The sequence below is a fragment of the Pseudomonas sp. S2_F07 genome, assembly GCF_054668325.1.
Genome location: NZ_CP162758.1, coordinates 1,539,482 through 1,562,567 on the forward strand (window position 1 = coordinate 1,539,482; position 23,086 = coordinate 1,562,567).

Genomic DNA, 23,086 nt, shown 5'->3' on the forward strand with positions numbered 1-23,086 from the left:
CGCCACAAGAGCTCATCGTTCTCTCTGATTAACCCCGCTCAACCGCCACCGCACTCATCGACGGCTTGGCCAGCGCGTAATAGATCACCCCCGGCACCAGCAGCCCGACGATCCAGGAAATATCCACGCCGCCCAGTTGCGCAACCATTGGCCCGGAGTAGAAATGGGTGTCGACAAAGGGCAACTGGATCAACACGCCGATCACATAGACGCTGATCCCCAGCACGTTCCAGCGACCGTAGCGCCCGTTCGGATCGGACAGCGCCGGGATGTCGTAACGCTCCTTGTTGATGAAGTAGTAATCCACCAGGTTGATCGCGCTCCACGGGGTGAAGAACGTCAGCAAAAACAGGATGAAGTACTTGAACGAGTTGAGGAACGAGTACTGCCCCAGCAATGCCAGCGCGGTGGACGCCGCGACGATCAGCAGCACAAACAGCATGCGCTGGCGGGCGGTGATTTCCAGGCGACGACGAAAGCCGCTGATGATGGTGGCGATGCACATGAAACTGCCGTAGGCGTTGAGGGTGGACACCGTGACCTTGCCGAACACAATGCTCAGGTACAACAAGGACGCGATCACACCGCTACTGCCCAGGCCGACAATGGTCGCCACTTCGTGCCCACGGAAACTGGCCCCGGCCAGTGCGGCGGCGAACACCCCCAGCACCATCGAAGTCTGGGCCCCCAGCACTGTGCCGAGGCCCACGGCGGTGAAGGTTTTCCAGGATGAGGTCTTGCTCGGCAGGTAGCGCGAATAGTCCGCCACGTAGGGGCCGAAGGCGATCTGCCAGGACGCCGAGAGCGAAACCGCCAGCAGGAAGGTGCTCCAGCCGAAATGACGATTGTCGAGCAGCAGGCCGATGTCGTTGAGGGTCATCAACCGGGTGAACAGGTAGGCGAAGGCGATGATGCCCAGCACGCTGGCCACTCGCCCGACCAGGTGAATCACCCGATAGCCGAAGATCGTCAGGAACGCGATGCTCGCCGCGAAGATCAGGATGCCGGTGCTGTCGCTGACACTGATCAATTGCGCGATCGCCTGCCCCGACAGCACCGCGCCGGTGGCGCTGAAACCGAGGTACATCAGGCACACCAAAACAATCGGGATCGCCGCGCCATACATCCCGAACTGCACGCGGCTGGAGATCATCTGCGGTAAGCCGAGCTTCGGCCCTTGCGCCGCGTGCAGCGCCACCACGGCACCACCGAGCACTTGCCCGATCAGCAGGCCGATCAGCGACCAGAACACATCGCCGCCCAGCACCACGGCCAGGGCGCCGGTGACGATGGCGGTGATTTGCAGGTTGGCGCCGAGCCACAGGGTGAACTGGCTGTAGAGACTGCCGTGTCGCTCAGCCTCGGGAATGAAATCAATCGAGCGGGTCTCGATCAGGGGACTGCGTTGCGCACTCATGACGGTGTTTCCTTTGTGGAACTGTTTTTGTTGTCAGGGACGGAATTTAAAAGGTCTTGGTTGCGCTGGCTACAACTGTCGCCGAACAGAGGTCGTCATAGCCGTACCAACTGCTGCACTCGCTTTTCGACAGGTCGGTGTCGACGTAGCTCAGCCCCCAGGTGACGCCGACGAAGTCGCGGGTCAGCTTGGCTTCCCACTCGTAGTAAGACTCACGGCTATCGCCATTGGCGGACCAGAACGCGGGGTCGTTCACATCGTTGCGCCCAAAGCGCAAATCCAGGCCGACTTCGGCCGGCAAATCGATTTTGTAACCCACGTAGGTGTAAAGGGTGTCCTGGTCCTCGCCGAAGAAGTTCGGCGTGTCCTTGGAGTAATAGGCACCCAGCTTCACACCGTACAGGTCGAGAACGGCATACGCCTCGCTGAGGTTGAATTCGGAATTTTTCGGGTAGTCGTACTTGATGTAGCCCAGGTCCAGGCTGATGGCGTCCGTGGCCTGCCAGTAGTAACCGGCGTAGTACTCACGCTCCTGGCGGGTGTCGAAGCCGCCGCCGAAATCGACGTTGGAGGTCCAGGCGCCGATGTACAGGCCGCTGCTGTGCAGCAGCGTTGCTCCGCCCTGCACCGCCGGATCGCCCAGGGTCTGCGAGATCCCCCGGGTGCGGTAGTCGCTGACGACGCCCAGGGTCATCTCCAGGCTGAAATCATCGTTGAGGGCCAGGGCCTGGCTGGTCAGGGGGGCCAGTGCGAGTGCTGCGAGGGTCAATGCTGAAAGTGCGTTCATACAGTTCTCTTGTTGTTATGGCGTACGGGGAATTTCAGGCATGGCGATGCCAGGCCCCTCGCTCTACGAGGGGCTGGCAGTTTTTGCGGTGTTGGGTGTACGCAGGTCAGGATGCGGGGGCGTAGACCTGCTTGCCGGCGAAGAACGTGTTCAGGACTTTGGTTTCGAACAGGTCGTCATCGCTGACCTTGAACACGTCGCGGTCGAGGATGATCAGGTCGGCCTGCTTGCCCGGTGCCAGCGAACCGATCTGCTGCTCCAGGCGCAGGGTTTTCGCCGCGTTGATGGTGTAGGCATAGAACATGGTCTGGCGGTCGATGCTTTCCTTGGCATTGAGTACGCCCAACGGACCTTTGCGTGTACTGGCCTGGGCAATGGCGTTGAACGGATTGGCGCTCGACACCGGCCAGTCGCTACCACCGGCAATCGTCGCGCCGGCGTTATGCAGGGACCGCGCGGGATACTGGTAACCGTAGGCAAAGGCGCTGATGTAAGGCTTGACCAGTTCGACGGTGTAGGACTCACCGGTGGCCCACAGCAGTTGCATCGAAGCGATCACGCCCAGTTCCTTGAAGCGTGGAAACTCCTTGGGATTGACCAGTTGCAGGTGCGCGACGCTGTGGGGTACAGGCGTCGGGCTGAGCTTGCGCGCATACGCCACGCCATTGAGCGCTTCACGCACCGCCCGGTCGCCGACGGCGTGCATGTGCACGATCCAGCCGCGTTTTTCCGCCGCCACCACCAGCTCGCCAAAGTGCGCCGGGTCGGTCAGCAACTGACCATTTTTATGGCTGTTCTTGAACGGCACGATAACCGCTGCGGTTTGCCCCGGGAATTCAAGAATGCCGTCGACAAACACCTTGATGCCGGGGAACGTCAGGTTAGGCACGCCCTCGAACTGCTTCATCACCGTGGCGATCACTTCCAGGTCGGCAGGTTTGCTCTTCGGATTGGTGACCATCAACGCGGCGACGTGGGCGCTGAGTTCGCCGTTCTGCGCCAGCTCCTTGTACAGCGGCAGCACGCCGACACTTTCGGCGGTGGCATGGAAATCGAACAGCGAATCTTCGCCGCCGCCGTTCGCCGCAGCGTCCATCCAGGCAGTGACGCCGAATTGGTTGTTGATCTTCACCGCCTCGCGAGCGGCCTTGAGCATCGCCTCCGGAGTAGGCGCCGGAATCCCGTTGCGCACCACATCCCAACGGGATTCGGCGAAGTAGCCGTTCGGCGTGAAGTCCGCTTCATGGCCGACGAAGCTGCGTTCTTTCTCCGGCAGGCTCTTGACCAGCGCCGCGTCGATGTTCAGGCGCTTGAGCATCGCATTGTTAGCCCAACCGGTGTGGCCGTCGATGCCGCTGAAGACGATGGGCTGATCAGCCCAACGCCCCTGGTTGAACACCTTGCCCAGTTCACGGCTCTTCTCCCAGTAGGCCGAACTGACCCCGGCCACGCTGATCACATCACCGGAACGGGCACGTCCGGCCTTGTCCTCTTCGATCAACCACTGCTCCAGTTCCGGCAAGGGTTTGACCTCGTCCAGCAGGTTGGCCTTCATGCTGTCGAAAGCGCCCGAGACCGGGTGGCTGTGGGTGTCGATCATGCCCGGCATCAACACTTTGCCCGCCAGGTCGATGCGCTGGGTCTTGGCATCGGCCAGGGCATTGATTTCGGCATCGCTGCCCACTTTCAGAATCTTGCCGTCTTGCACCGCAACAGCCTGCACCAGTGCCTGGCCGGGTTCGGCGGTAAAGACCTTGCCGTTGAACAACACCAGGTCAGCGGCGGCCATGGCCTGCACCGACGACAAGGCCAGCGCGGCGGCCAACAGGTTTGGAATCAATCGCATTGGAACGCTCTCTAGTTTTTATGGGGCGGATCGGGAAGTGACCGCTTGGGAAACCACGTGTGGCGCAAGCCCCAGGAACGGCGCCTTGGCCCACACGACCTTGCCGCCGACCAGCGTCAGCAGCACGTCATTGCGGCCCAGTTCCTCCTCGGGCACCTGCATGAAGTTCTTGTCGAGCACGATCAGGTCAGCGAACTTGCCGACTTCAACCGAACCCAGCACCGCGTCCAGCTTCAGCTGTTCGGCGGAGTTGAGGGTGATGCTGCGCAGCGCCTCGGCTCGCGACAGCGCCGGATCGGTGTTGAGTCGCCCCGCATATTTGGGGCCATAGCTGTGCGGATTGGTCGGGTCGCCGGAACGGGTGACACCGACTTTCAGCGCCAGGAACTCATCGAGGGGATCGACCGGCCAATCGCTGCCAAACGCCACGCGACCACCGGCATGGGCGATGCTGCCCGAGGGCTCCATGCGCGCAAATCGCTCGGCGCCAAGGTGGTCACTGGTGCCGTCGACCGTGGACGGTGCCTGCTGTGTCCACTGGAACGACATGGTGGCCGTGACGTCCAGTGCCTTGAAGCGTGAATAGTCGGCAGGGTCGACCGACTCGGCGTGTGCGATGGCCGGGCGGAAATCAGTAACTGGCAGTTCCTTGCGCACGTAGGCCACGCTGTCCAGTGCATCGCGCACCGCGCGCTCGCCGGTGGCATGCAGGTGCGGATCGAAACCGGCCTTGACCGCTTGCAGCAACAACGGATTGAGCACTTGCGGCGGGAAGTACAGTTCGCCCAGGTTCTTGCCCGGCGTCCACTTCGGCGCCTTGTCGGTGCCGCTATTGTGCAGGTACGGGGTCAACATGGCGCCGGTGTCCGCCGGGGCATTGATGATGCCGTCCATGAACAGTTTGACGTGGCGCATGTTCACGCCCGGCGCGACATGCACTTCGCCCTGATCGTAGGTGCTGGCCAGGGCCTTGGCCTCGGCGATGGTTTTCACCGGGTCGGCGGCAGCGGCGGCCGGGTCCAGCTTGATCGCCAGCAAGGCCCGGGCGGTCAGCTCGCCGGACTTTTGCAGGCTGGTGAAGGCTTTGCCGTTTTCCGGGCCGGACAGCGCATCCATGAAACTGGTGATGCCTTGCTGGCGCATGGCGTCGAGGGCTGCGCGAACCTGATTGAGTTTTTCCGCGTCGGTTGCAGGCGGCACCACGGCGGCCAACGATTCGGCGGCGCCGTCTTCACAGATGCCGTTCGGGTTGCCGGCGCTGTCGCGTCGGTATTTGCCGTCTTCGGGGTCGGCGGTGTTCTTGTTGATGCCGGCCAGCTCCAGGCCGCGAGAGTTGGTCAGCACGGTGTGGAAGTCGGTGGAGCGCACCTGGATCGGACGCTTGGTCTTGAGCGCGTCCAGGGTCGATTTGTCGGCATCGCCGTCGAGCCCGGTCATGCCCATGCGGTCCCAGCTGCCGACTTCCAGCCAGACATCCGGGCCCTTGTCCTTGTCGGCATCGAGGCAGGCCTGGATGCTCGCCTGAAACTGCGCGCGGGTCATGGTCTGGTATTTCAGGTCGCACAAGGTCATGGCGCGACCGCCATCTCCCGGGTGCATGTGCGCATCGACGAAGCCCGGCATCAGCATGCGCCCGGCCAGGTCGATCAGTTGTGTCTGCTTGCCGATGTAAGCGTCGACCCCGGCATCGCTGCCGACATAGACGATCTTGCCGCCCGAAATGGCAATGGCCTGCTGCACCGAATTCTGGCCATCGACGGTGTAGACGTAGCCATTGCGCATGACCGTGTCGGCGGGTGTCGCCGCCAACGCCATGCCGGAAAATGCCGTCGTCGCCGCAACGGCGACAAAAAGCCTGGAAAGTCTCAAATGCCTCACCCCTGTTCTTATTGTTTTGAAGCGGCCCGAAGCGACTGCGCCGGCCCCTGATAGACAGGGCCTACCCTATAGGGCGCAGCGTTCGAATGGACCTCTGCAAATGAGGAGGGGTAAGGCAAATAATTGAAACGACTGGGATTAATCCCGGCGCACGGACTCCGCCAGCGCACCCGGTGAACGCAGCGCCGAGCCCAGTTCCACCTTGCTTTTCACACCCAGCTGCAAGTAGCAATTGCGCAAATAAGTGCGCACGGTCGCGGGGCTCAGGGCGAGCATTTTGGCGATTTCCTTGTAGGAGTGCCCGGCGGCGAACAGCATCGCTGCCGTGCGCTCCCGTGGCGCCAAACCGTCCCCACCCGACGGTGCTTCAAGGGACAGGATGACGTGTCCGGCGTTGGGGCTCAGGGTCAGGGCGCAGCGGCCCAGGCGGATCACGCAGGGCGCCTTCGCCAGTTGCGCGATCACCTCGCCCGGCAGCATTGAACCGCTCCAGCCGGGTAATTCCCGTTGAATGGCGGCGCACAACCTGGCGCCCACATACAACAGGCTGCCGTCCATGCGCGCGACGCCAAAATCACTCGCGCCGTTTTCGCTATCGAAGCGAATCATGTCCTGCACCTGGAACCGCCACAGCTGGAACAGGTGATCGCAGAACGCCGAAAACAGCTCGGCTTCATGCTCCTCGAATGCCTGTTCATGCTGGCCACGGTAGAGGCAGACGAAAAACATCAAGCCGCTTTCGGGCAGCTCATAGGTGATGCTCATCAAGTGGTAGAGATCGTAGCGCCGGGCGAAATCGTTGACGGCTTCGCACGGGTCGTTGAAACCGTTGTCGCGCACCACCTCACCGGGACGATTGAGCGTGGCGTGGGAGAACTGGTCGTTTGCCGCCACCGGATGCCATTCGGCGGCAAAGGATTCGGGGAGATTGATGCTGCCGTGCATCCAGCTCTGAGGGGGGACATCAGGGCCTGGCGTCGACATCTCCCCCCACCAGGCAGACGCGAAGGGCACCAGTTGAGCGAATGCCTGCAGGCCATCGGCGATGAATCGCGACGCCCCGCTCTCCCGCGCCAGCCGGCCAAGGTGCAATACGCAATGATTGAACGCCTTGAGCGTGACCATCGTCGCGTCACCGTCGACTTTATTTCCCTCCCCCATCATTGCGATCCCGTTCACTGCATGGCTTTTCGTTTCGACGATGCCATGGCCCGTGATGGGCGTCCAGCACGCAATGACATCAATGCTTACAAGGTGCTGTGCAGCCCGTACAGCTGCGGCCGGCGGTCCTTGTGCAGATCATTGCGCGCGCTGATGCGCTTGTTGCGCGCTTCGGTAAGGTTCAGCGTGGCCAGCAACATCTGCTCGCCGCCCTGCTCCGCGGGCCCGGCCAACGGGTAGCCGTCGGCGTCGACGATGACCGAACCCTGGACCCAGCCGACCCCGCGCTCATGGCCATAGCGATCACAGGCGGCGATGAACATGCGGTTGACCGAGGCATTGGCCTGCACCCGCAGCACTTCGGCCGGGCGCTCGGTCTGCGGCCGCGGACCGTCGGGCCAGTTGACCGGCGCACACAGCAGATCGGCCCCGGCCAGCGCCGGTAGACGCACCCACTCGGGGAATTCCAGGTCGTAGCAAATCAGCATGCCCAACCGTCCATGCAGCGTTTCGACCACCGGCGGTGGCGCATCGCCAGCCGTGAAGATGTCCTTCTCGGCATCCCACAGATGGGCCTTGCGATACACCGCGCGCAGGCCATTGGCGTCGATCATCGCCGCGCTGTTGGCCAGTTCGTCGCCGGGCAGGCGCTCGCAAAAACCGCCGACGATCACCAGGTTCAGCTCACGGGCCAGGGCCTGCCACAGTTGCAAGGTCGGGCCATCTGTTGTTTCCGCCAGCGACAGCGCCTCAAAGCGGTCGGCAAACAGATAGCCGCTCTGCACCAGCTCGGGCAGCACCACGACCTGGGCGCCCTGTAAGGCTGCCTGGCGAATCGCGCGTTCGGTGAGCGTGCGGTTATAGGCCAGGTCGCCGATTTTCGGTGCCAGTTGGCAGCAGGCGACCACGGTATTTTTTGCGCTGTTCAACGCCCTGCCTCCGCAGATGAATGGGTCATGGCGACAATGTCGCTCTCGCTGAGCGCATCGATCACCCGGCGTTCGGCGGCCAGATCAATCGAGCGGCTGAGCAGGTAGTAGGTCAGCCCCGAAACCACCAGGCCTACCAGCCAGGCGATGTCCACGCCTTCCAGCACTCGCGCTAGCGGGCCGACGAACACCTCTTTGCCGGCGGCGGCATCGTAGATGTAGAAGAACGGCACCATCGCGGCGAAGCCGATCAGGTACGAGACGATGCCGCGAAATTGCCAGGCGCCGTAGATGCCGTTTGGCGTGAAGAAATGCGGTATCGCATAACGGCCCTTGCGCACGAAGAAGTAGTCCACCAGGTTGACGGCGGTCCACGGCACGAGGAAGTACAGCAACAACACCAGGAAGGTGTTCAACAGCGCGATGCCGTCACCTTTGATCGACAGCACGCAGGTCAACAGAATCACGCTGATCACACTGATCGACAGCACGCGGGCGCGGGGTGTCGGGGTGATTTTCCTGATCGAGTCGACACCGGTCAGCAGCGTCAGCATGGCGCTGTAGGTGTTGAGGGCGATGATCGGCAGGAAGCCCGCCACCGAGACGATCACCAGCAGATTGCCCAGCCCCGGCACCATCGAGGAGCCGACCTGGTTCAACGCCACCAGTGCATCCGCTGCTTTGAGCTCCTGGGCCAGCCAGGCGCCGAGGCCGATCATCCAGCTGCCGGACAACGAGGCACCGATGAACACCGCCGCGATCAGTTTTGCCCGGCTGGTGTTTTTCGGCAGGTAGCGGGAATAGTCAGACACGTAGGGGGCATAGGAAATGTTGTAGCTGGCACCGATGGCGAACAGCGTGGCGAAGGCCACCCAGTTGAAGCCCAGGTCGGTCGCCGGCGTGACGCCTTCCTGGCCCGCGCCGAACATCAGGGCGATGGTCACCAGTGCATACAGCGGCAAGGTCGCCAGCAAGGCCCACTTGAAGGCCTTGTGCATCAGGTCGTGGCCGTAGATCGACAACAATGCGCCGATCAGCACCACAGCAACGGCGACGAGGGTCGGGTCAATGCCGAACACATGCTCCAGGCCATTCATGATCAGCGAGATGTTCACCACGTTGAAACCGACGAACACAAACATCGTCGCCATCAACGCCAGGATCACCCCGCGATAGCCGAACTGGGCGCGGGACTGGATCATCTGCGGCAGGCCCATTTCCGGGCCCTGGGAGCCGTGGAACGCCATGAAAATGGTGCCGAACATAATGCCCAGGGCACCGGCCAGCATGGTCCACAGTGCCGACAAGCCGAGGCTCGGGCCGACAAAACCTATGGAGATGGTGAAGAAGTGGAAATTGCCCAGGAACCAGAAAGGCCCCTGACTGCTGAGTTTGGCGTGACGTTCGTTTTCCGGGATGTAGTCGATGGAGTGGCCTTCGATGGCCAACCCGCCGCTCGCCTCGGTGGCGTGCGCAGACACTGGGGAACCTGACATACGATTGTTCCTATGCTGTTGTTTGTTGTTTTTGTGGGTACAGCGCTCGCTACGACGTCCAGTTCAGGTGAAACTCCAGAAAAAGCTGACGATGACGCTGGTTTCACGGCAATGTAGGGCGTGAGTCCGGGCAATAAAATATCGCAGGCACACTGTTCACATAGATCAGCATCTATGTAAGCGAGAATCGGGAGCCCCCCATGCTGGGAACTGTAACGGAGCTGGATCTGCGCCTGATCCGGGTATTTCTGACCGTCGTCGAAGCGGGCGGCATCTCGGCGGCGCAAACCGCCCTCAACACCACGCAACCCACGATCAGCGCGCAGCTGGCAACGCTCGAAGCCCGGGTTGGTTTCCGCTTGTGCGAACGCGGGCGCGGCGGGTTTTCGGTAACGCCCAAAGGCACTCAGTTCATCGACGCGGCCCGGCGCTTGCTGGCGGCGGCCGAAGGCTTTCGGGTCGAGGTGCAGCACATCAACCGCAAAGTCTCGGGCAGCATCAACATCGGCCTGCTGGGGCAAATCGATCCGGTGGCGAACAGGAAAATCGGCCAGGCCATTGCCCGTTTGCGGGCACGGCACGAGGGCTTGTACTTCCATTTCACCGAGCTGTCATCGTCGCTGCTGGAAGAAAAAATCATCAACGGCCATATCGACCTGGCCATCGGTTACTTCTGGCATCGCTTGCCCAGCATCGATTATTTCCCGCTGTTCCCGGAAACCCAGATTGCCTACTGCGCGCCCTCGCACCCGCTGTTCGGGCAAGTCGGCGCGCTGACCCGCGACGATGTCAGCGGGTTCGACTGGGTCTGGCCGAGCCATCCCCTGCCGGAAATGCCGGCCCCCACGTCCATCGAACGCCTGACCGTGCTCACCGACAGCATGGACGGCGCAGCCCTGCTGATCCTGTCCGGCCAGCACCTGGGGTTTCTGCCGCAGCACTACGCGACCCGCCATGAACAGCTGGGGCAGCTACACCCGCTGAACCCGGACCTGTTGCGCTATGAAGTCAGCTTTCACGCGGCGGTGCGGCATTCGGCGCGGCAGCGGGATCTGGTGAGCGCGTTTCTGAATGAGCTGATCGAGATTTTCGGAGCGGTGTAAGTCCTTTGGGAGCGAGTTTGCTCGCGATGGCGGTGGGTCAATCAATATCAATGCTGGCTGTAATGACGTCATCGCGAGCAAGCTCGCTCCCACAGGGGTTAGTGGGTGTACGCGAAATTCTGCCAGCGACCGAAATTACTGTGGGAGCGAGCTTGCTCGCGATAGCGGTGGGTCAATCAATATCAATGCTGGCTGTAATGACGTCATCGCGAGCAAGCTCGCTCCCACAGGGGTTAGTGGGTGTACACGAAATCTGCCAGCGACCGAAATTACTGTGGGAGCGAGCTTGCTCGCGATGGCGGTGGGTCAATCAATATCAATGCTGGCTGTAATGACGTCATCGCGAGCAAGCTCGCTCCCACAGGGGTTAGTGGGTGTACGCGAAATCTGCCAGCGACCGAAATTACTGTGGGAGCGAGCTTGCTCGCGATGGCGGTGGGTCAATCAATATCAATGCTGGCTGTAATGACGTCATCGCGAGCAAGCTCGCTCCCACAGGGGTTAGTGGGTGTACACGAAATCTGCCAGCGACCGAAATTACTGTGGGAGCGAGCTTGCTCGCGATAGCGGTGGGTCAATCAATATCAATGCTGGCTGTAATGACGTCATCGCGAGCAAGCTCGCTCCCACAGGGGTTAGTGGGTGTACGCGAAATTCTGCCAGCGACCGGAATTACTGTGGGAGCGAGCTTGCTCGCGATGGCGGTGGGTCAATCAATATCAATGCTGGCTGTAATGACGTCATCGCGAGCAAGCTCGCTCCCACAGGGGTTAGTGGGTGTACACGAAATCTGCCAGCGACCGAAATTACTGTGGGAGCGAGCTTGCTCGCGATGGCGGTGGGTCAATCAATATCAATGCTGGCTGTAATGACGTCATCGCGAGCAAGCTCGCTCCCACAGGGGTTAGTGGGTGTACGCGAAATCTGCCAGCGACCGAAATTACTGTGGGAGCGAGCTTGCTCGCGATGGCGGTGGGTCAATCAATATCAATGCTGGCTGTAATGACGTCATCGCGAGCAAGCTCGCTCCCACAGGGGTTAGTGGGTGTACACGAAATCTGCCAGCGACCGGAATTACTGTGGGAGCGAGCTTGCTCGCGATGGCGGTGGGTCAATCAATATCAATGCTGGCTGTAATGACGTCATCGCGAGCAAGCTCGCTCCCACAGGGGTTAGTGGGTGTACACGAAATCTGCCAGCGACCGAAATTACTGTGGGAGCGAGCTTGCTCGCGATGGCGGTGGGTCAATCAATATCAATGCTGGCTGTAATGACGTCATCGCGAGCAAGCTCGCTCCCACAGGGGTTAGTGGGTGTACACGAAATCTGCCAGCGACCGAAATTACTGTGGGAGCGAGCTTGCTCGCGATGGCGGTGGGTCAATCAATATCAATGCTGGCTGTAATGACGTCATCGCGAGCAAGCTCGCTCCCACAGGGGTTAGTGGGTGTACGCGAAATCTGCCAGCGACCGAAATTACTGTGGGAGCGAGCTTGCTCGCGATGGCGGTGGGTCAATCAATATCAATGCTGGCTGTAATGACGTCATCGCGAGCAAGCTCGCTCCCACAGGGGTTAGTGGGTGTACACGAAATCTGCCAGCGACCGAAATTACTGTGGGAGCGAGCTTGCTCGCGATGGCGGTGGGTCAATCAATATCAATGCTGGCTGTAATGACGTCATCGCGAGCAAGCTCGCTCCCACAGGGGTTAGTGGGTGTACGCGAAATCTGCCAGCGACCGAAATTACTGTGGGAGCGAGCTTGCTCGCGATGGCGGTGGGTCAATCAATATCAATGCTGGCTGTAATGACGTCATCGCGAGCAAGCTCGCTCCCACAGGGGTTAGTGGGTGTACGCAACATCTGCGAACAACCGGGATTACTGTGGGAGCGAGCTTGCTCGCGATAGCGGTAAGTCAGCCAGCATCAATGTTGAATGTGCTGGCATCATCGCGAGCAGGCTCGCTCCCACAGGGAAACAGGGTGGGTTCAGAAGTGGATGTCCTTGGCCGGGACCACATCGATCCGCGCCACGGAACCGGTGAGGTGCGCCAGGTCCTTGTTGTGCTCGGCGATGATGTCTTCGGCGGTCAGGTTGCCGTTGTCGACGGTGGAATGCGCGTCGCCCGCCAGCACCACGTCGTAACCCAGTTTCAGGGCCTGGCGCACGGTGGCGTTGACGCAATAGTCGGTCTGCAGGCCACAGATGACCAGGCGCTCGAAGTCCTCCTTCGGCAACAGTTTTTGCAGGTTGGTCTGGTAGAACGAATCCCCGGTGGTCTTGCGTACGCGGTGGTCCTTGGGCGTGGTTTCCAGCCCGTCGGCCAGTTGCCAGCCGGCAGCCTCATGCGCCAGCGGGCTGCCCGCTTCTTCGTGCTGGATCAGCACCACGGGCACGCCCGCCTTGCGCGCCCGGGCAGAAAGGTCGTTGATGGTGTTGATGACCCGTCCAATCTCGAAGCACTCGTATTCACCGGAACACAAAGCCTGTTGGACGTCGATGATTAACAACGCAGTGGTCATGATTTCCTTCCTTGAATTGTCGATGGATCAGGGGACGAACATAAGCCCGTCCCCCTCCGGACACAACCCTCAATAACCCAGCGACAACCCGGTGTTACGCCGTGGGTCGTTCGCCCCGTAGAAACGGTTCTTGCCTACCGGCTTGCCACCCAGGGACGGCGCGCCGACCAGGATCGCCGCCAAGTGGTTGGCATCCTGTGGACCGGCGAACTTGTGGCCCCAGCTCTCGAGGATTTTCACCGTGTCCGGGCTGGTGGTGAAGGCTTCCAGGTTGGTTTCCTCCGGTAGCCACTGCTGGTGGAAACGCGGCGCATCCACCGCTTCCTGGATGTTCATGCCGTAGTCGATCACGTTGAGCATGGTCAACAAGGTCGCGGTAATGATGCGGCTGCCACCCGGAGTGCCGACCACCATCACCACTTTGCCGTCCTTGGTGACGATGGTCGGGCTCATGGACGACAGCGGCGCCTTGCCGGGCGCGATGGCGTTGGCCTCGCCCTGCACCAGGCCGTACATGTTCGGTACGCCGATCTTCGAGGTGAAGTCGTCCATTTCATCGTTGAGGATGACTCCGGTCTTGCTCGCCATCACGCCGGCACCGAACCAGTCGTTGAGGGTGTAGGTCACCGACACCGCGTTGCCCCACTTGTCGACGATGGAGTAATGGGTGGTGTTGTTGCCTTCATGGGGCGCTACACCGGGCTTGAGTTCGCTGGATATCGCGGCTTTTTGTGGCTTGATCGCGTCGCGCAGCTTGGTCGCGTAGTTTTTATCCAGCAGGTGGGCAATCGGGTTCTTCACGAAGTCCGGGTCGCCCAGGTAGCTGTTGCGGTCCACATAGGCGTGGCGCATCGCCTCGATCTGATAGTGCATGCCCTGGGCCGAGTGGTAGCCCAGGTCCTTCATCGGATAGCCTTCGAGGATGTTCATGATCTCGCAGATCACCACGCCGCCGGAGCTCGGTGGCGGTGCGGAAACCACGTGGTAGCCACGGTAGTCACACTCGATGGGCGCCAGTTCACGGGTCTTGTATTTGTCGAGGTCGGCCTGGGTGATGATGCCCTTGTTGGCCTGGCTAGAGGTGACGATGGCGTCCGCCACCCAACCTTTATAGAAACCGTCGGCGCCTTTCTCGGAGATCTCCCGCAAGGTCTTGCTCAGGTCCTTTTGCACCAGTTTCTGGCCGACCTGCATCGGCTCGCCTTTGCTCAGGAAGATCGCGCCGGAATCCTTGATGTCCTTCTTGAACATGTCGGTGGCGTAGTCCAGCAGATCGACATCCCCCTGCTCCAGCACGAAACCGTCTTCGGCCAGCTTGATGGCCGGGGCGATGATTTCCTTGCGCGGCTTGGTGCCGTACTTGGACAGCGCCAGTTCCATGCCCGACACGGTGCCTGGCACGCCCACGGCCAGGTGGCCACGGGTACTCAGGTCGGGAACGACGTTGCCCTCCTTGTCCAGGTACATGTTGGCGGTAGCGGCCAGCGGCGCTTTTTCACGGAAGTCGAGGAAGGTCTTGCGCCCGTCCGCCAGTTGAATGGTCATGAAACCACCGCCGCCGAGGTTGCCTGCCGCGGGGTAAACCACCGCCAGCGCATAGCCGACCGCGACCGCCGCATCCACGGCGTTGCCGCCGTTCTTGAGCACATCCACGCCCACATGGCTGGCCAGGTGCTGGGCCGTGACCACCATGCCGTTTTCCCCGGTAGCCGGGGCCACCGAGGCGGCATGGGCGGTCAGGCAGCTGAGCGCCAACGAGGTCGCAATCAGCGATTTGGCAAAAGGTTCGTACTTCATGAGTCGGTCTCTTCTTGTCATTAAACAGGGGAACGTTTCAAAAGCCGTAGCCAAGTATGGTCGGGATTACGTATTGCGCCTCCCCGTCGAGGCAGTATCCTTAACACCTGTTCAGCAATTTTGCGCGAGCCCTGGCATGACCTATACCTGCACCACCGTGGATTCACCCGTGGGCCAGTTGAAGCTGGTCGCGAACGGTTCACGACTGGCGGCCATCCTCTGGGAAAACGACAAACCCGGGCGGGTGCGCCTGGGGCCGATGAGCGAAGCGCCGGACAACCCGATCCTGGTGCGCACGGCTGCGCAGTTGCGCGAGTATTTTTCCGGCAGTCGCGATCGCTTCGAACTGGAGCTGGATTTTGCCGGTACGCAATTCCAGAAGAAGGTCTGGGCGGCGCTGCTGACCATCCCGTTCGGCGAGACCCGCAGCTACAGCCAGATCGCCGAACAGATCGGCAACCCGGCGGCGGTCAGGGCAGTGGGTGCGGCGAATGGCAGGAACCCGATTTCGATCGTGGCGCCCTGTCATCGGGTGATAGGCGCGTCGGGCAAGCTCACCGGGTTTGCCGGCGGGCTTGAGGCGAAGGCGTTGTTGCTCACACTTGAAGGTGGGCAAAGGCCTGGCACCGCACGGTTCCCAGGCTTTTGATCTTGTAGGAGCTGCCGCAGGCTGCGATCTTTTGACTGTGCTTTTCAAAAGCAAGATCAAAAGATCGCAGCCTACGGCAGCTCCTACGGGAGATTGCGTTTAATTGAAGAGGTTTTTCATCGCCGCATACTGCAACAACATGATGGTCTTTGCATCGCAGATTTCGCCGCGGTAAAACGCTTCGAGCGCGTCGTCGAACGCCCACTCCAGCACTTCCAGTTCTTCGGTTTCCGACTCCAGGCCGCCACCGTCGCTGACTTTCGACTTCGCATCGTATTCGGCAATGAAGAAGTGCAGTTTTTCCGTCACCGACCCGGGGCTCATGTATGCCTCGAAGACCTTCTGCACATGGTGCACGAGGTAACCCGTCTCTTCCTCGGCCTCATCGCGGATGCGGTCTTCAGGCGCCGCGCCTTCCAGCAGGCCCGCCGCGACTTCGATCAACAGCCCATCGTGACCGTTGACGAACACCGGCAAGCGAAATTGCCGGGTCAGTACCACGGTTTTATTTTCGCGGTTGTACAGGAGAATCGCCGCGCCATTGCCTCGGTCGTAGACCTCGCGGACCTGGCGTTGCCATTCGCCGTTGTTGCGTTGGTAATCGAAGGTGATTTTCTTGAGCAGGTACCAGTCGTGGGACAACACCTGAGACTCCAGGATATTGACCCGCTCGGCCGTGTTCGACATGACAACGCGTCCTGTTATTTGTCTGAGGGTCCACATGTTAAGTGAAAACGCACAGCCTTTCCCCCTCAGTCAAGTTGCGCCTTGTACTCCTTCTCGTATTGTCCGGCCAACGACTCTTTCTGTTTGTCGTCGAGCAGTTTGCCAGCCATCTGGAAGAACTTCTGCTCTTCTTCCTCAAGGTGGTGATGCACCTTCTCCGAGAGTTTCTTCGCGGTCACGAGCCAAGCCGGACTGGACATCTCGGTGTCATCCAGCGCCTCCATCATTTCGTCCATTTCGTGATGTTCGGCGATGCCATGACGACTGAGGTCGACACCGTTGTCGAACTCCATCAACGGGATGTAGAAATACCGCTCTTCGGCCGTGGCGTGAGCTTGCAATTCAGACTTGAGTTGCTTGTAGGCCTCGACGCGTTCGGGGCTGTCGCCGCTGGTGTGGATCAGGGCTTTGGCGTAAGTACGTTGACGTTCATGGCTTTCGCGCAGGGCTTCGAAGATATTCACGGCGTGTCCTCATCGGTCGCACTCTGGAATGACGCGTACTAATGAGTGACATCTGCGCGCAGGCGACGGTTCAACCTGCTTTGTGCTGATGGAACATTGGCGGCGACCACGCTAGGCTGCGGTTTCACTGCCATAAGGATATAGCCATGAACCTGCGTATCGAATTGTCGCAAAACCCCACGGATGAACAACGCCAGGCCATCCTCAAACCCTTGCGCGCCTACAATGGCTCGAAGGCCGAAGGTAACGTGCCCGAGCACATCGCCTTGCTGGTGCGCGACGACAACGACGAGATCCTCGGTGGCCTGCATGGCCGATTGTTTTACCAGTGGCTGTACATCGACTTGCTGGTGGTGCCGGAACAGGCGCGGGGACAGGGCCTGGGTTCGAAACTGATGCAGATGGCCGAAGACCTGGCGCGGGAACGGCGTTGCGTCGGGCTGTGGCTCGACACCTTTGAATTCCAGGCGCCTGGGTTCTACAAGAAATGCGGCTACAGCGAGATCGGGCACATTGCCGATTACCCGCCAGGCCACAAGCACTTCTTCTTCCAGAAGCGCCTGAGCTACTGATCAAAACAAAAACCAATGTGGGAGCGGCGGCGCGGCGATCCGGCTTGCTCGCGAAAGCGGTGGGTCAGTCGACATCAATACTGACTGACCAGCCGCCTTCGCGAGCAAGCCCGCTCCCACAAGGGACTTGCGTTAGCCTTCAAATCACAGGCAAGTCGCCAACGCCGCCAACCGGCGCTTGGCCACGAAATCGTCTTTCTGTGCGTAGTAGTTCAACACCGTGCCCGAGGCATCGGTGGTCACATCGACAAAGGACTCCGCCGAACGGGTGTAAACGGTCGTGCCGCCCTTCTCCCCCGGTTGCAGATAGGCAGCGGCATCGACGCCGAACACGGCTTCGTCCTGCCAGGAAAACTGCACGCACTGGGCGACGTCTTTTCCCGGTTTTTCCGAGTTCAGGGTCTTGTACGGGGCCTTGGTGCGGGCCTCGTTCATTGCCGAGCCGGCGCATCCGGCCAGCAACGTCACGGCCAGCGCCACCATCAGAATTCGCATTGCATTCACTCATCGGGAAAAAGCGGACTTTATCACCCCGGCAGCCCGTATCGTTCTGCTTTACTGCATTTATACCGCGACAGCGCGCAACGATTCGCGCACCCTGTCGCGCCAATAACGCTCCATCGCACCCCTGACTGGAAACCTGATGACACCTAATGCCGAGTTCTACAAACCGAGCACTGAATATGCTGACAAGCTGATCAGCCAGATCGGTCAGACGCCTTCCTGGATTGCCAAGCGAATCGGCGTCACCGACAAGCGGATTCGCTACATCCTCGATGGCGAAAGAACCGTCAAAGGCGAAACCACGCCGATCCAGATGACCTACACCGAACAGTTTGCCCTCGAATGCCTGGCGGCAGCGGCCAAGGCTGGCAAGAAGCAATCCTCGTAATCCGTTCTCAAGGAGCGACCATGGCGGCAACCGAACTGCAGCATGAGCAAGCACTCAAGAGGTTTCTCGATGAGCGCCCCGAGTTGCGCGAAGAACTCGACCACCTCAACCCGCTGTTGGCTCAGGCCAAGGGTGAAACGGCGGCTCAGTATCGCGAGGAACGGCTGCACGAAGCGTTTGAAGCCGAAGCAGAACGCCAGCAGTTGTTCGCCTGGGAACTGACGTTGCAGTTAACCACCACCACACCCCAGGAGTACGAAGCGCAGCGCCTGGAAGTGCACCGGGAAGTAGCGGAAATGGCCGGCATGGACTGGCTGGAATATTGCGAGTTGAATGGGATAAAACCCTAAGCACTGTTCAAGGATACCGTCCCCGATGCTACCCAACACCGCCAGGACCCACGCCAGCCCCGGTCACTTGCACACGCAGAAATGGCGCGGACGCATAGGCCTGAGCCTGGTGGCCATGCTCTCGGTGCTCGCCGGCATGACCGACGCCATCGGCTTCATGGCCAGCGGCGACTTCGTCTCGTTCATGAGTGGCAATACCACCCGGATGGCGGTCGCCATCAGTGCTGGCGACCTTGGGTTGACCCTGCGCCTGATGATCCTCGTCGCCACCTTCATCGTCGGTAACGCGCTGGGCATTATCGTCAGCCGCCTAGGCAGACGCCGGGCCCTGCCCTTGTTGCTGTGCATTACCGCCCTGCTGTGCGCCGCCGCAGCCTGGCCTTATGACGAGCAACTGCCGGCCCTGCTGGCGGCGATCATCGCAATGGGCATGCTCAACGCCGCGGTGGAAGAAGTGAACGGCCTGCCGGTTGGCCTGACTTACGTCACCGGCGCCCTGTCGCGTTTCGGCCGCGGGCTGGGCCGCTGGATGCTCGGCGAGCGCCGTAACGGCTGGCGCGTGCAACTGATCCCCTGGACCGGCATGTTCGCCGGCGCGGTACTCGGTGCCGTGCTGGAACATCACCTGGGGCTCAAGGCGTTGTATGCCAGCGGCCTGCTGGCTGCCGGGCTCGCGGTGTTGTCGTTGAAGATCCCGCGGCGCTGGCAGTTGGGGTATATGCCGCGCTGAGCTTGGCGGTGCCTATGCGGCCCTCATCGCGAGCAAGCTCGCTCCCACAGGGGATCGGTGTCGAATACAAAATTGAAATCCACCACGAAACAATTGTGGGAGCGAGCTTGCTCGCGATGGGGCCAGAATAGACAACATCGATTTAGCTGCCCCGCCGATAAAGCTTTATCATGGCCGCAGTTTCGCTGATCGAGTGCACCATGAAGTTCGCCATCGCCGTATTTTCCGCCGCCCATGCGCCCTCCTCGCGCCGCGCCCTGTTGTTCGCCCAAGCCGCGCTGGCCGGCGGGCACGAGATTGTCCGGCTGTTTTTCTATCAGGACGGCGTCTACAACGCGTCCGCCAGCGTGGTCACGCCCCAGGATGAATTGGACTTGCCCAGGCAATGGCACGCCTTTGTCAGCGACCATCAACTCGATGGCGTGGTATGCATCGCCGCTGCCCTGCGTCGTGGCGTGTTGAACGAGGAAGAAGCCCGGCGCTATCAGCGCGAGGCGGTTGCCGTCGGCGCGCCGTGGGAATTGTCCGGCCTCGGCCAGTTGCATGACGCCGCGCAGGATGCCGACCGTCTGATCTGTTTCGGAGGCGCATGACATGGCCAAATCCATATTGATCATCAGCCGCCAGTCGCCCTGGTCCGGCCCGGGCGCGCGGGAAGCGCTGGATATCGTGCTGGCCGGGGGCGCCTTCGACCTGCCGATCGGCCTGCTGTTTCTCGATGACGGCGTGTTCCAGCTGGCCGTCAGCCAGGACGCCAAGGCCCTGCAACAGAAAGACCTGAGCGCCAACCTGCAAGCCCTGCCGATGTTCGGTGTCGAGGAATTGTTTGCCTGCGGCGACAGCATTACCCAGCGCGGCCTGGACCCGAGCGGCCTGTCACTGCAAGAAGCCCAGGTGTTGGCCGCCCACGAAATCACCGCCCTCATTGACCGTTACGACCAGGTGATCACCCTCTGATGTCGACTTTGCATGTGTTGTCTCATTCCCCGTTCGGCGACGAACGCCTGACCAGTTGCCTGCGCGTGATCGGCGCCAACGACGGGTTGCTGTTGTCCGGTGATGCCGCCTACGCGTTGCAGCCAGGCACCGCGCCGTTCACGGCGCTCAGCGCACGCGGCCTGAAGCTGTTCGTGCTGGCTGAAGATGCCCAGGCCCGTGCGCTTGCGGTTCCAGACTGGGCCAAAGCTATCGATTACCCGGCCTTCGTCGAACTGTCGATCCACTACGACAAGGTCAACAGTTGGCTATGAATGCATTGACGGTCGGCGCCCGCGCCATCGAACTGGACAAGGACGGTTTCCTGGTCGAACTGAGTGACTGGTCCGCCGACGTGGCCAGTGCCCTGGCGGCGGCCGAAGACATCGAGTTGACGCCCGAACACTGGGAAGTCCTCGAACTGCTGCGCAGTTTCTACGCCGAATTCCAGCTGTCACCGGCCACCCGCCCGTTGATCAAGTACACCGCCCTGAAACTCGGCCCGGAAAAAGGCAACAGCCTGCACCTGAACCGACTGTTCAAAGGCACTCCCGCCAAACTCGCCGCGAAACTGGCGGGCCTGCCCAAACCGACGAATTGCTTATGACCGACTACCCAGCACTGACACTCGAAACGCCCGCCGAGCACCCGTTCGCCCAGTTCGTGCGGATCCTTGGCAAAGGCAAGCGCGGCGCCCGTGACCTGACCCGGGTCGAGGCCCGCGAGGCCATGGGCCTGGTGCTCGATGAAAAAGTCGAGGAGACCCAGCTCGGCGCATTCCTGATGTTGTTGCGACACAAGGAAGAAAGCGCGCAAGAGATGGCGGGCTTCAGCGAAGCCTTGCGCGAACGCCTGAATCCTCCGGCGCTGGCGGTGGATCTGGACTGGCCGACCTATGCCGGCAAGAAGCGGCACCTGCCGTGGTATCTGCTGGCAGCCAAGTGCCTGGCGCAAAACGGCGTGCGGATTTTCATGCACGGCGGCGGCGCCCACACGGCCGGTCGCTTGTACAGCGAGCAACTGCTGGGCGAATTGAACATCCCGCTGTGCCGCAACTGGCAACAGGTGGGTTCGGCACTGGATAACGGCGGCCTGGCCTTCATGCCTTTGATGGACTGGGCGCCACAGCTGCAACGGATGATCGACCTGCGCAACACCCTGGGCCTACGCTCGCCGATCCACTCCCTGGCGCGGATTCTCAATCCGCTGGGCGCCCGCTGCGGCCTGCAGAGCATTTTCCACCCGGGTTACCAGGCCGTGCATCGCGATGCCAGTGGCCTGCTGGGTGACACTGCCATCGTCGTCAAAGGCGATGGCGGCGAGATCGAGATCAACCCGGACGCCGACAGTCACCTGTATGGCACCACCGGGGGCGAGAGCTGGGACGAGGAATGGCCGCAGTTGTCGGCGCAGCGTCACGTCAAGCCTGCCTCGCTTGATCCTGAACATTTGAAAGCGGTCTGGCGTGGCGATGTGGTCGACAGCTACCCGCAAATGGCCCTGATCTCGACCATGGCCTTGGCCCTGCGCGGCCTGGGACAGAGCCGCGAACAGGCCTTCGAAACCGCTGAAAAATACTGGGCGGCGCGGGACAAATCGATTTAATCGATCATTCGCGCCCGATCTTTGCGCTTTTTGTTCGAACTCATCGGAATAGACTCGACTCCATCGATTATGGGTTTCAGGAGTCTTGAACATGGGTTTATTAGTGGATGGCCGCTGGCAGGACAAGTGGTACGAAAGCAGCAAGGACGGTGCGTTCCAGCGTGAACAGGCGCAGCGTCGCAACTGGTTGACCGCAGACGGCAAGCCGGGACCGACCGGCGTCGGCGGTTTTGCGGCCGAGCCCGGGCGCTATCACCTGTACGTGTCCCTGGCCTGCCCGTGGGCTCATCGCACTTTAATCCTGCGCAAACTCAAAGGCCTGGAAAACCTGATCGACGTTTCGGTGGTCAGTTGGTTGATGCTGGAAAACGGCTGGACTTTCGACCAGACCCTCGGTTCGACCGGCGACAGGCTCGATCACTTCGACTTCATGCACCAGCGCTATACCGCCGACACCGCCGACTACACCGGCCGCGTCACCGTACCGGTACTGTGGGACAAACAGCACAAGCGCATCGTCAACAATGAATCATCGGAAATCATCCGCATGTTCAATGGCGCCTTCGACGATCTGACCGGTAACGACCTGGACTTCTACCCGGCGCCGCTGCGCGGCGAGATCGATGCGTTGAACGAGCGGATCTACCCGGCCGTCAATAATGGCGTGTACCGCGCCGGGTTTGCCACCTCGCAGCAGGCTTATGAACAAGCCTTCGATGAAGTGTTTGCCGAGCTCAATCATCTGGAACAGTTACTGAGTGCCAACCGCTACCTGGCTGGCGAGTACCTGACCGAAGCGGACATCCGCCTGTTCACCACGCTGATTCGCTTCGATGCGGTGTACTACGGGCACTTCAAGTGCAACCTGCGGCGGATCGCGGATTATCCGAACCTGTCGAACTGGCTGCGGGAGATTTATCAGTGGCCGGGAATCGCCGAGACGGTGGACTTCACCCACATCAAGAACCACTACTACGCCAGCCACCGCACCATCAACCCGACGGGTGTGGTGCCCAAAGGTCCGGCGCAGGACTTCACCGCGCCCCATGATCGGGAGCGGTTGAGCGGGAAAGGGGTTTGGAAAAAGCGTTAAAAAGCAAAAGATCGTCCGAACGCGGCCCGAACCTTCGGCAGCTCCTACAGGGTGTACACCTTACCTCTGTAGGAGCTGCCGAAGGCTGCGATCT

The 23,086-nt window shown here is 60.9% G+C and carries 24 protein-coding genes; 12 read left to right on the forward strand and 12 right to left on the reverse strand.

The annotated features are described in order from the left end of the window. Window positions 1-28: 28 nt before the first annotated feature. From AB4O40_RS06970 to AB4O40_RS07000, 7 genes are all read right to left on the reverse strand, one after another. Window positions 29-1,417 carry a purine-cytosine permease family protein gene (locus AB4O40_RS06970; RefSeq protein WP_460055279.1) on the reverse strand — a complete coding sequence of 463 codons (1,389 nt, stop codon included), beginning with the start codon at window positions 1,415-1,417 and terminating at the stop codon, window positions 29-31. A gap of 46 nt (window positions 1,418-1,463) precedes the next feature. Then, window positions 1,464-2,204: a TorF family putative porin gene (locus AB4O40_RS06975; RefSeq protein WP_056723764.1), complete on the reverse strand. Its 741-nt coding sequence runs from the start codon at window positions 2,202-2,204 to the stop codon at window positions 1,464-1,466. A gap of 106 nt (window positions 2,205-2,310) precedes the next feature. Continuing rightward, complete coding sequence (locus tag AB4O40_RS06980) at window positions 2,311-4,050, reverse strand: amidohydrolase (protein WP_056723766.1); 1,740 nt, start codon at window positions 4,048-4,050, stop codon at window positions 2,311-2,313. An 18-nt stretch (window positions 4,051-4,068) separates the two neighbouring features. Next, a complete protein-coding gene (locus tag AB4O40_RS06985) occupies window positions 4,069-5,865 on the reverse strand; it encodes an amidohydrolase (protein WP_460058155.1) in 1,797 nt (598 codons plus the stop codon). A 201-nt stretch (window positions 5,866-6,066) separates the two neighbouring features. Next, window positions 6,067-7,089, reverse strand: coding sequence for a helix-turn-helix transcriptional regulator (locus AB4O40_RS06990; protein WP_056723771.1), 1,023 nt, complete (start codon window positions 7,087-7,089; stop codon window positions 6,067-6,069). Window positions 7,090-7,175: 86 nt separating this feature from the next. Beyond that, window positions 7,176-8,018: a nitrilase family protein gene (locus AB4O40_RS06995; protein ID WP_223541434.1), complete on the reverse strand. Its 843-nt coding sequence runs from the start codon at window positions 8,016-8,018 to the stop codon at window positions 7,176-7,178. After that, window positions 8,015-9,514: a purine-cytosine permease family protein gene (locus AB4O40_RS07000; protein ID WP_056723774.1), complete on the reverse strand. Its 1,500-nt coding sequence runs from the start codon at window positions 9,512-9,514 to the stop codon at window positions 8,015-8,017. The genes AB4O40_RS06995 and AB4O40_RS07000 overlap by 4 nt, the downstream gene beginning before the upstream one ends. A 200-nt stretch (window positions 9,515-9,714) precedes the next feature. Between AB4O40_RS07000 and AB4O40_RS07005 the strand changes: the two genes are divergently transcribed. Continuing rightward, on the forward strand, window positions 9,715-10,617 hold the full coding sequence (locus AB4O40_RS07005; protein WP_056723776.1) for a LysR family transcriptional regulator: 903 nt from the start codon (window positions 9,715-9,717) through the stop codon (window positions 10,615-10,617). A 1,988-nt stretch (window positions 10,618-12,605) separates the two neighbouring features. On the opposite strand, the gene AB4O40_RS07010 is transcribed toward AB4O40_RS07005, so the two are convergent. Together AB4O40_RS07010 and ggt are read right to left on the reverse strand one after the other, a co-directional pair. Continuing rightward, complete coding sequence (locus AB4O40_RS07010) at window positions 12,606-13,139, reverse strand: cysteine hydrolase family protein (RefSeq protein WP_056723777.1); 534 nt, start codon at window positions 13,137-13,139, stop codon at window positions 12,606-12,608. 69 nt (window positions 13,140-13,208) lie between these two features. After that, the gene (gene ggt / locus AB4O40_RS07015) at window positions 13,209-14,936 is read right to left on the reverse strand and encodes a gamma-glutamyltransferase (protein WP_056723779.1); all 1,728 of its coding nucleotides are present in this window, start codon (window positions 14,934-14,936) and stop codon (window positions 13,209-13,211) included. A 136-nt stretch (window positions 14,937-15,072) separates the two neighbouring features. Here ggt and AB4O40_RS07020 point away from each other — a divergent pair, with 136 nt between their 5' ends. Further along, window positions 15,073-15,585 (forward strand): methylated-DNA--[protein]-cysteine S-methyltransferase, encoded by a 513-nt coding sequence (locus tag AB4O40_RS07020; protein ID WP_460055272.1) that lies wholly within the window; start codon window positions 15,073-15,075, stop codon window positions 15,583-15,585. 99 nt (window positions 15,586-15,684) lie between these two features. Here AB4O40_RS07020 and AB4O40_RS07025 read toward each other — a convergent pair whose 3' ends face one another. Further along, the gene (locus tag AB4O40_RS07025) at window positions 15,685-16,272 is read right to left on the reverse strand and encodes an NUDIX domain-containing protein (RefSeq protein ID WP_223541435.1); all 588 of its coding nucleotides are present in this window, start codon (window positions 16,270-16,272) and stop codon (window positions 15,685-15,687) included. Between the two features lie 65 nt (window positions 16,273-16,337). Continuing rightward, window positions 16,338-16,775 (reverse strand): hemerythrin domain-containing protein, encoded by a 438-nt coding sequence (locus tag AB4O40_RS07030; RefSeq protein WP_056723785.1) that lies wholly within the window; start codon window positions 16,773-16,775, stop codon window positions 16,338-16,340. A gap of 146 nt (window positions 16,776-16,921) precedes the next feature. On the opposite strand from AB4O40_RS07030, the gene AB4O40_RS07035 reads away from it, so the two are divergent. Beyond that, window positions 16,922-17,347, forward strand: coding sequence for a GNAT family N-acetyltransferase (locus AB4O40_RS07035; protein ID WP_223541437.1), 426 nt, complete (start codon window positions 16,922-16,924; stop codon window positions 17,345-17,347). A gap of 144 nt (window positions 17,348-17,491) precedes the next feature. Here AB4O40_RS07035 and AB4O40_RS07040 read toward each other — a convergent pair whose 3' ends face one another. Continuing rightward, complete coding sequence (locus tag AB4O40_RS07040; RefSeq protein WP_223541438.1) at window positions 17,492-17,842, reverse strand: hypothetical protein; 351 nt, start codon at window positions 17,840-17,842, stop codon at window positions 17,492-17,494. 148 nt (window positions 17,843-17,990) lie between these two features. Between AB4O40_RS07040 and AB4O40_RS07045 the strand changes: the two genes are divergently transcribed. The 9 genes from AB4O40_RS07045 to AB4O40_RS07085 all read left to right on the forward strand — a co-directional run bounded on the left by AB4O40_RS07045 (window position 17,991) and on the right by AB4O40_RS07085 (window position 22,992). Continuing rightward, complete coding sequence (locus AB4O40_RS07045; protein ID WP_008049352.1) at window positions 17,991-18,239, forward strand: hypothetical protein; 249 nt, start codon at window positions 17,991-17,993, stop codon at window positions 18,237-18,239. Between the two features lie 20 nt (window positions 18,240-18,259). Continuing rightward, window positions 18,260-18,589, forward strand: coding sequence for a DUF6388 family protein (locus AB4O40_RS07050; RefSeq protein ID WP_223541439.1), 330 nt, complete (start codon window positions 18,260-18,262; stop codon window positions 18,587-18,589). 25 nt (window positions 18,590-18,614) lie between these two features. Further along, window positions 18,615-19,319 (forward strand): YoaK family protein, encoded by a 705-nt coding sequence (locus AB4O40_RS07055; RefSeq protein ID WP_056723793.1) that lies wholly within the window; start codon window positions 18,615-18,617, stop codon window positions 19,317-19,319. A 200-nt stretch (window positions 19,320-19,519) separates the two neighbouring features. Beyond that, window positions 19,520-19,912 carry a sulfurtransferase complex subunit TusD gene (gene tusD / locus AB4O40_RS07060; protein WP_223541447.1) on the forward strand — a complete coding sequence of 131 codons (393 nt, stop codon included), beginning with the start codon at window positions 19,520-19,522 and terminating at the stop codon, window positions 19,910-19,912. A 1-nt stretch (window position 19,913) separates the two neighbouring features. After that, the gene (tusC, locus tag AB4O40_RS07065; RefSeq protein ID WP_056723795.1) at window positions 19,914-20,276 is read left to right on the forward strand and encodes a sulfurtransferase complex subunit TusC; all 363 of its coding nucleotides are present in this window, start codon (window positions 19,914-19,916) and stop codon (window positions 20,274-20,276) included. Further along, a complete protein-coding gene (gene tusB, locus AB4O40_RS07070; RefSeq protein ID WP_056723797.1) occupies window positions 20,276-20,569 on the forward strand; it encodes a sulfurtransferase complex subunit TusB in 294 nt (97 codons plus the stop codon). The genes tusC and tusB overlap by 1 nt, the downstream gene beginning before the upstream one ends. After that, on the forward strand, window positions 20,566-20,901 hold the full coding sequence (locus tag AB4O40_RS07075; RefSeq protein ID WP_046037873.1) for a TusE/DsrC/DsvC family sulfur relay protein: 336 nt from the start codon (window positions 20,566-20,568) through the stop codon (window positions 20,899-20,901). Before tusB ends, AB4O40_RS07075 begins: the two co-directional genes overlap by 4 nt. Then, entirely contained in the window at window positions 20,898-21,899 is a 1,002-nt protein-coding gene (locus tag AB4O40_RS07080; protein WP_460055264.1) for a glycosyl transferase family protein, read from the forward strand. Before AB4O40_RS07075 ends, AB4O40_RS07080 begins: the two co-directional genes overlap by 4 nt. Window positions 21,900-21,990: 91 nt before the next feature. Then, complete coding sequence (locus AB4O40_RS07085) at window positions 21,991-22,992, forward strand: glutathione S-transferase family protein (RefSeq protein WP_460055261.1); 1,002 nt, start codon at window positions 21,991-21,993, stop codon at window positions 22,990-22,992. Window positions 22,993-23,086 lie beyond the last annotated feature (94 nt).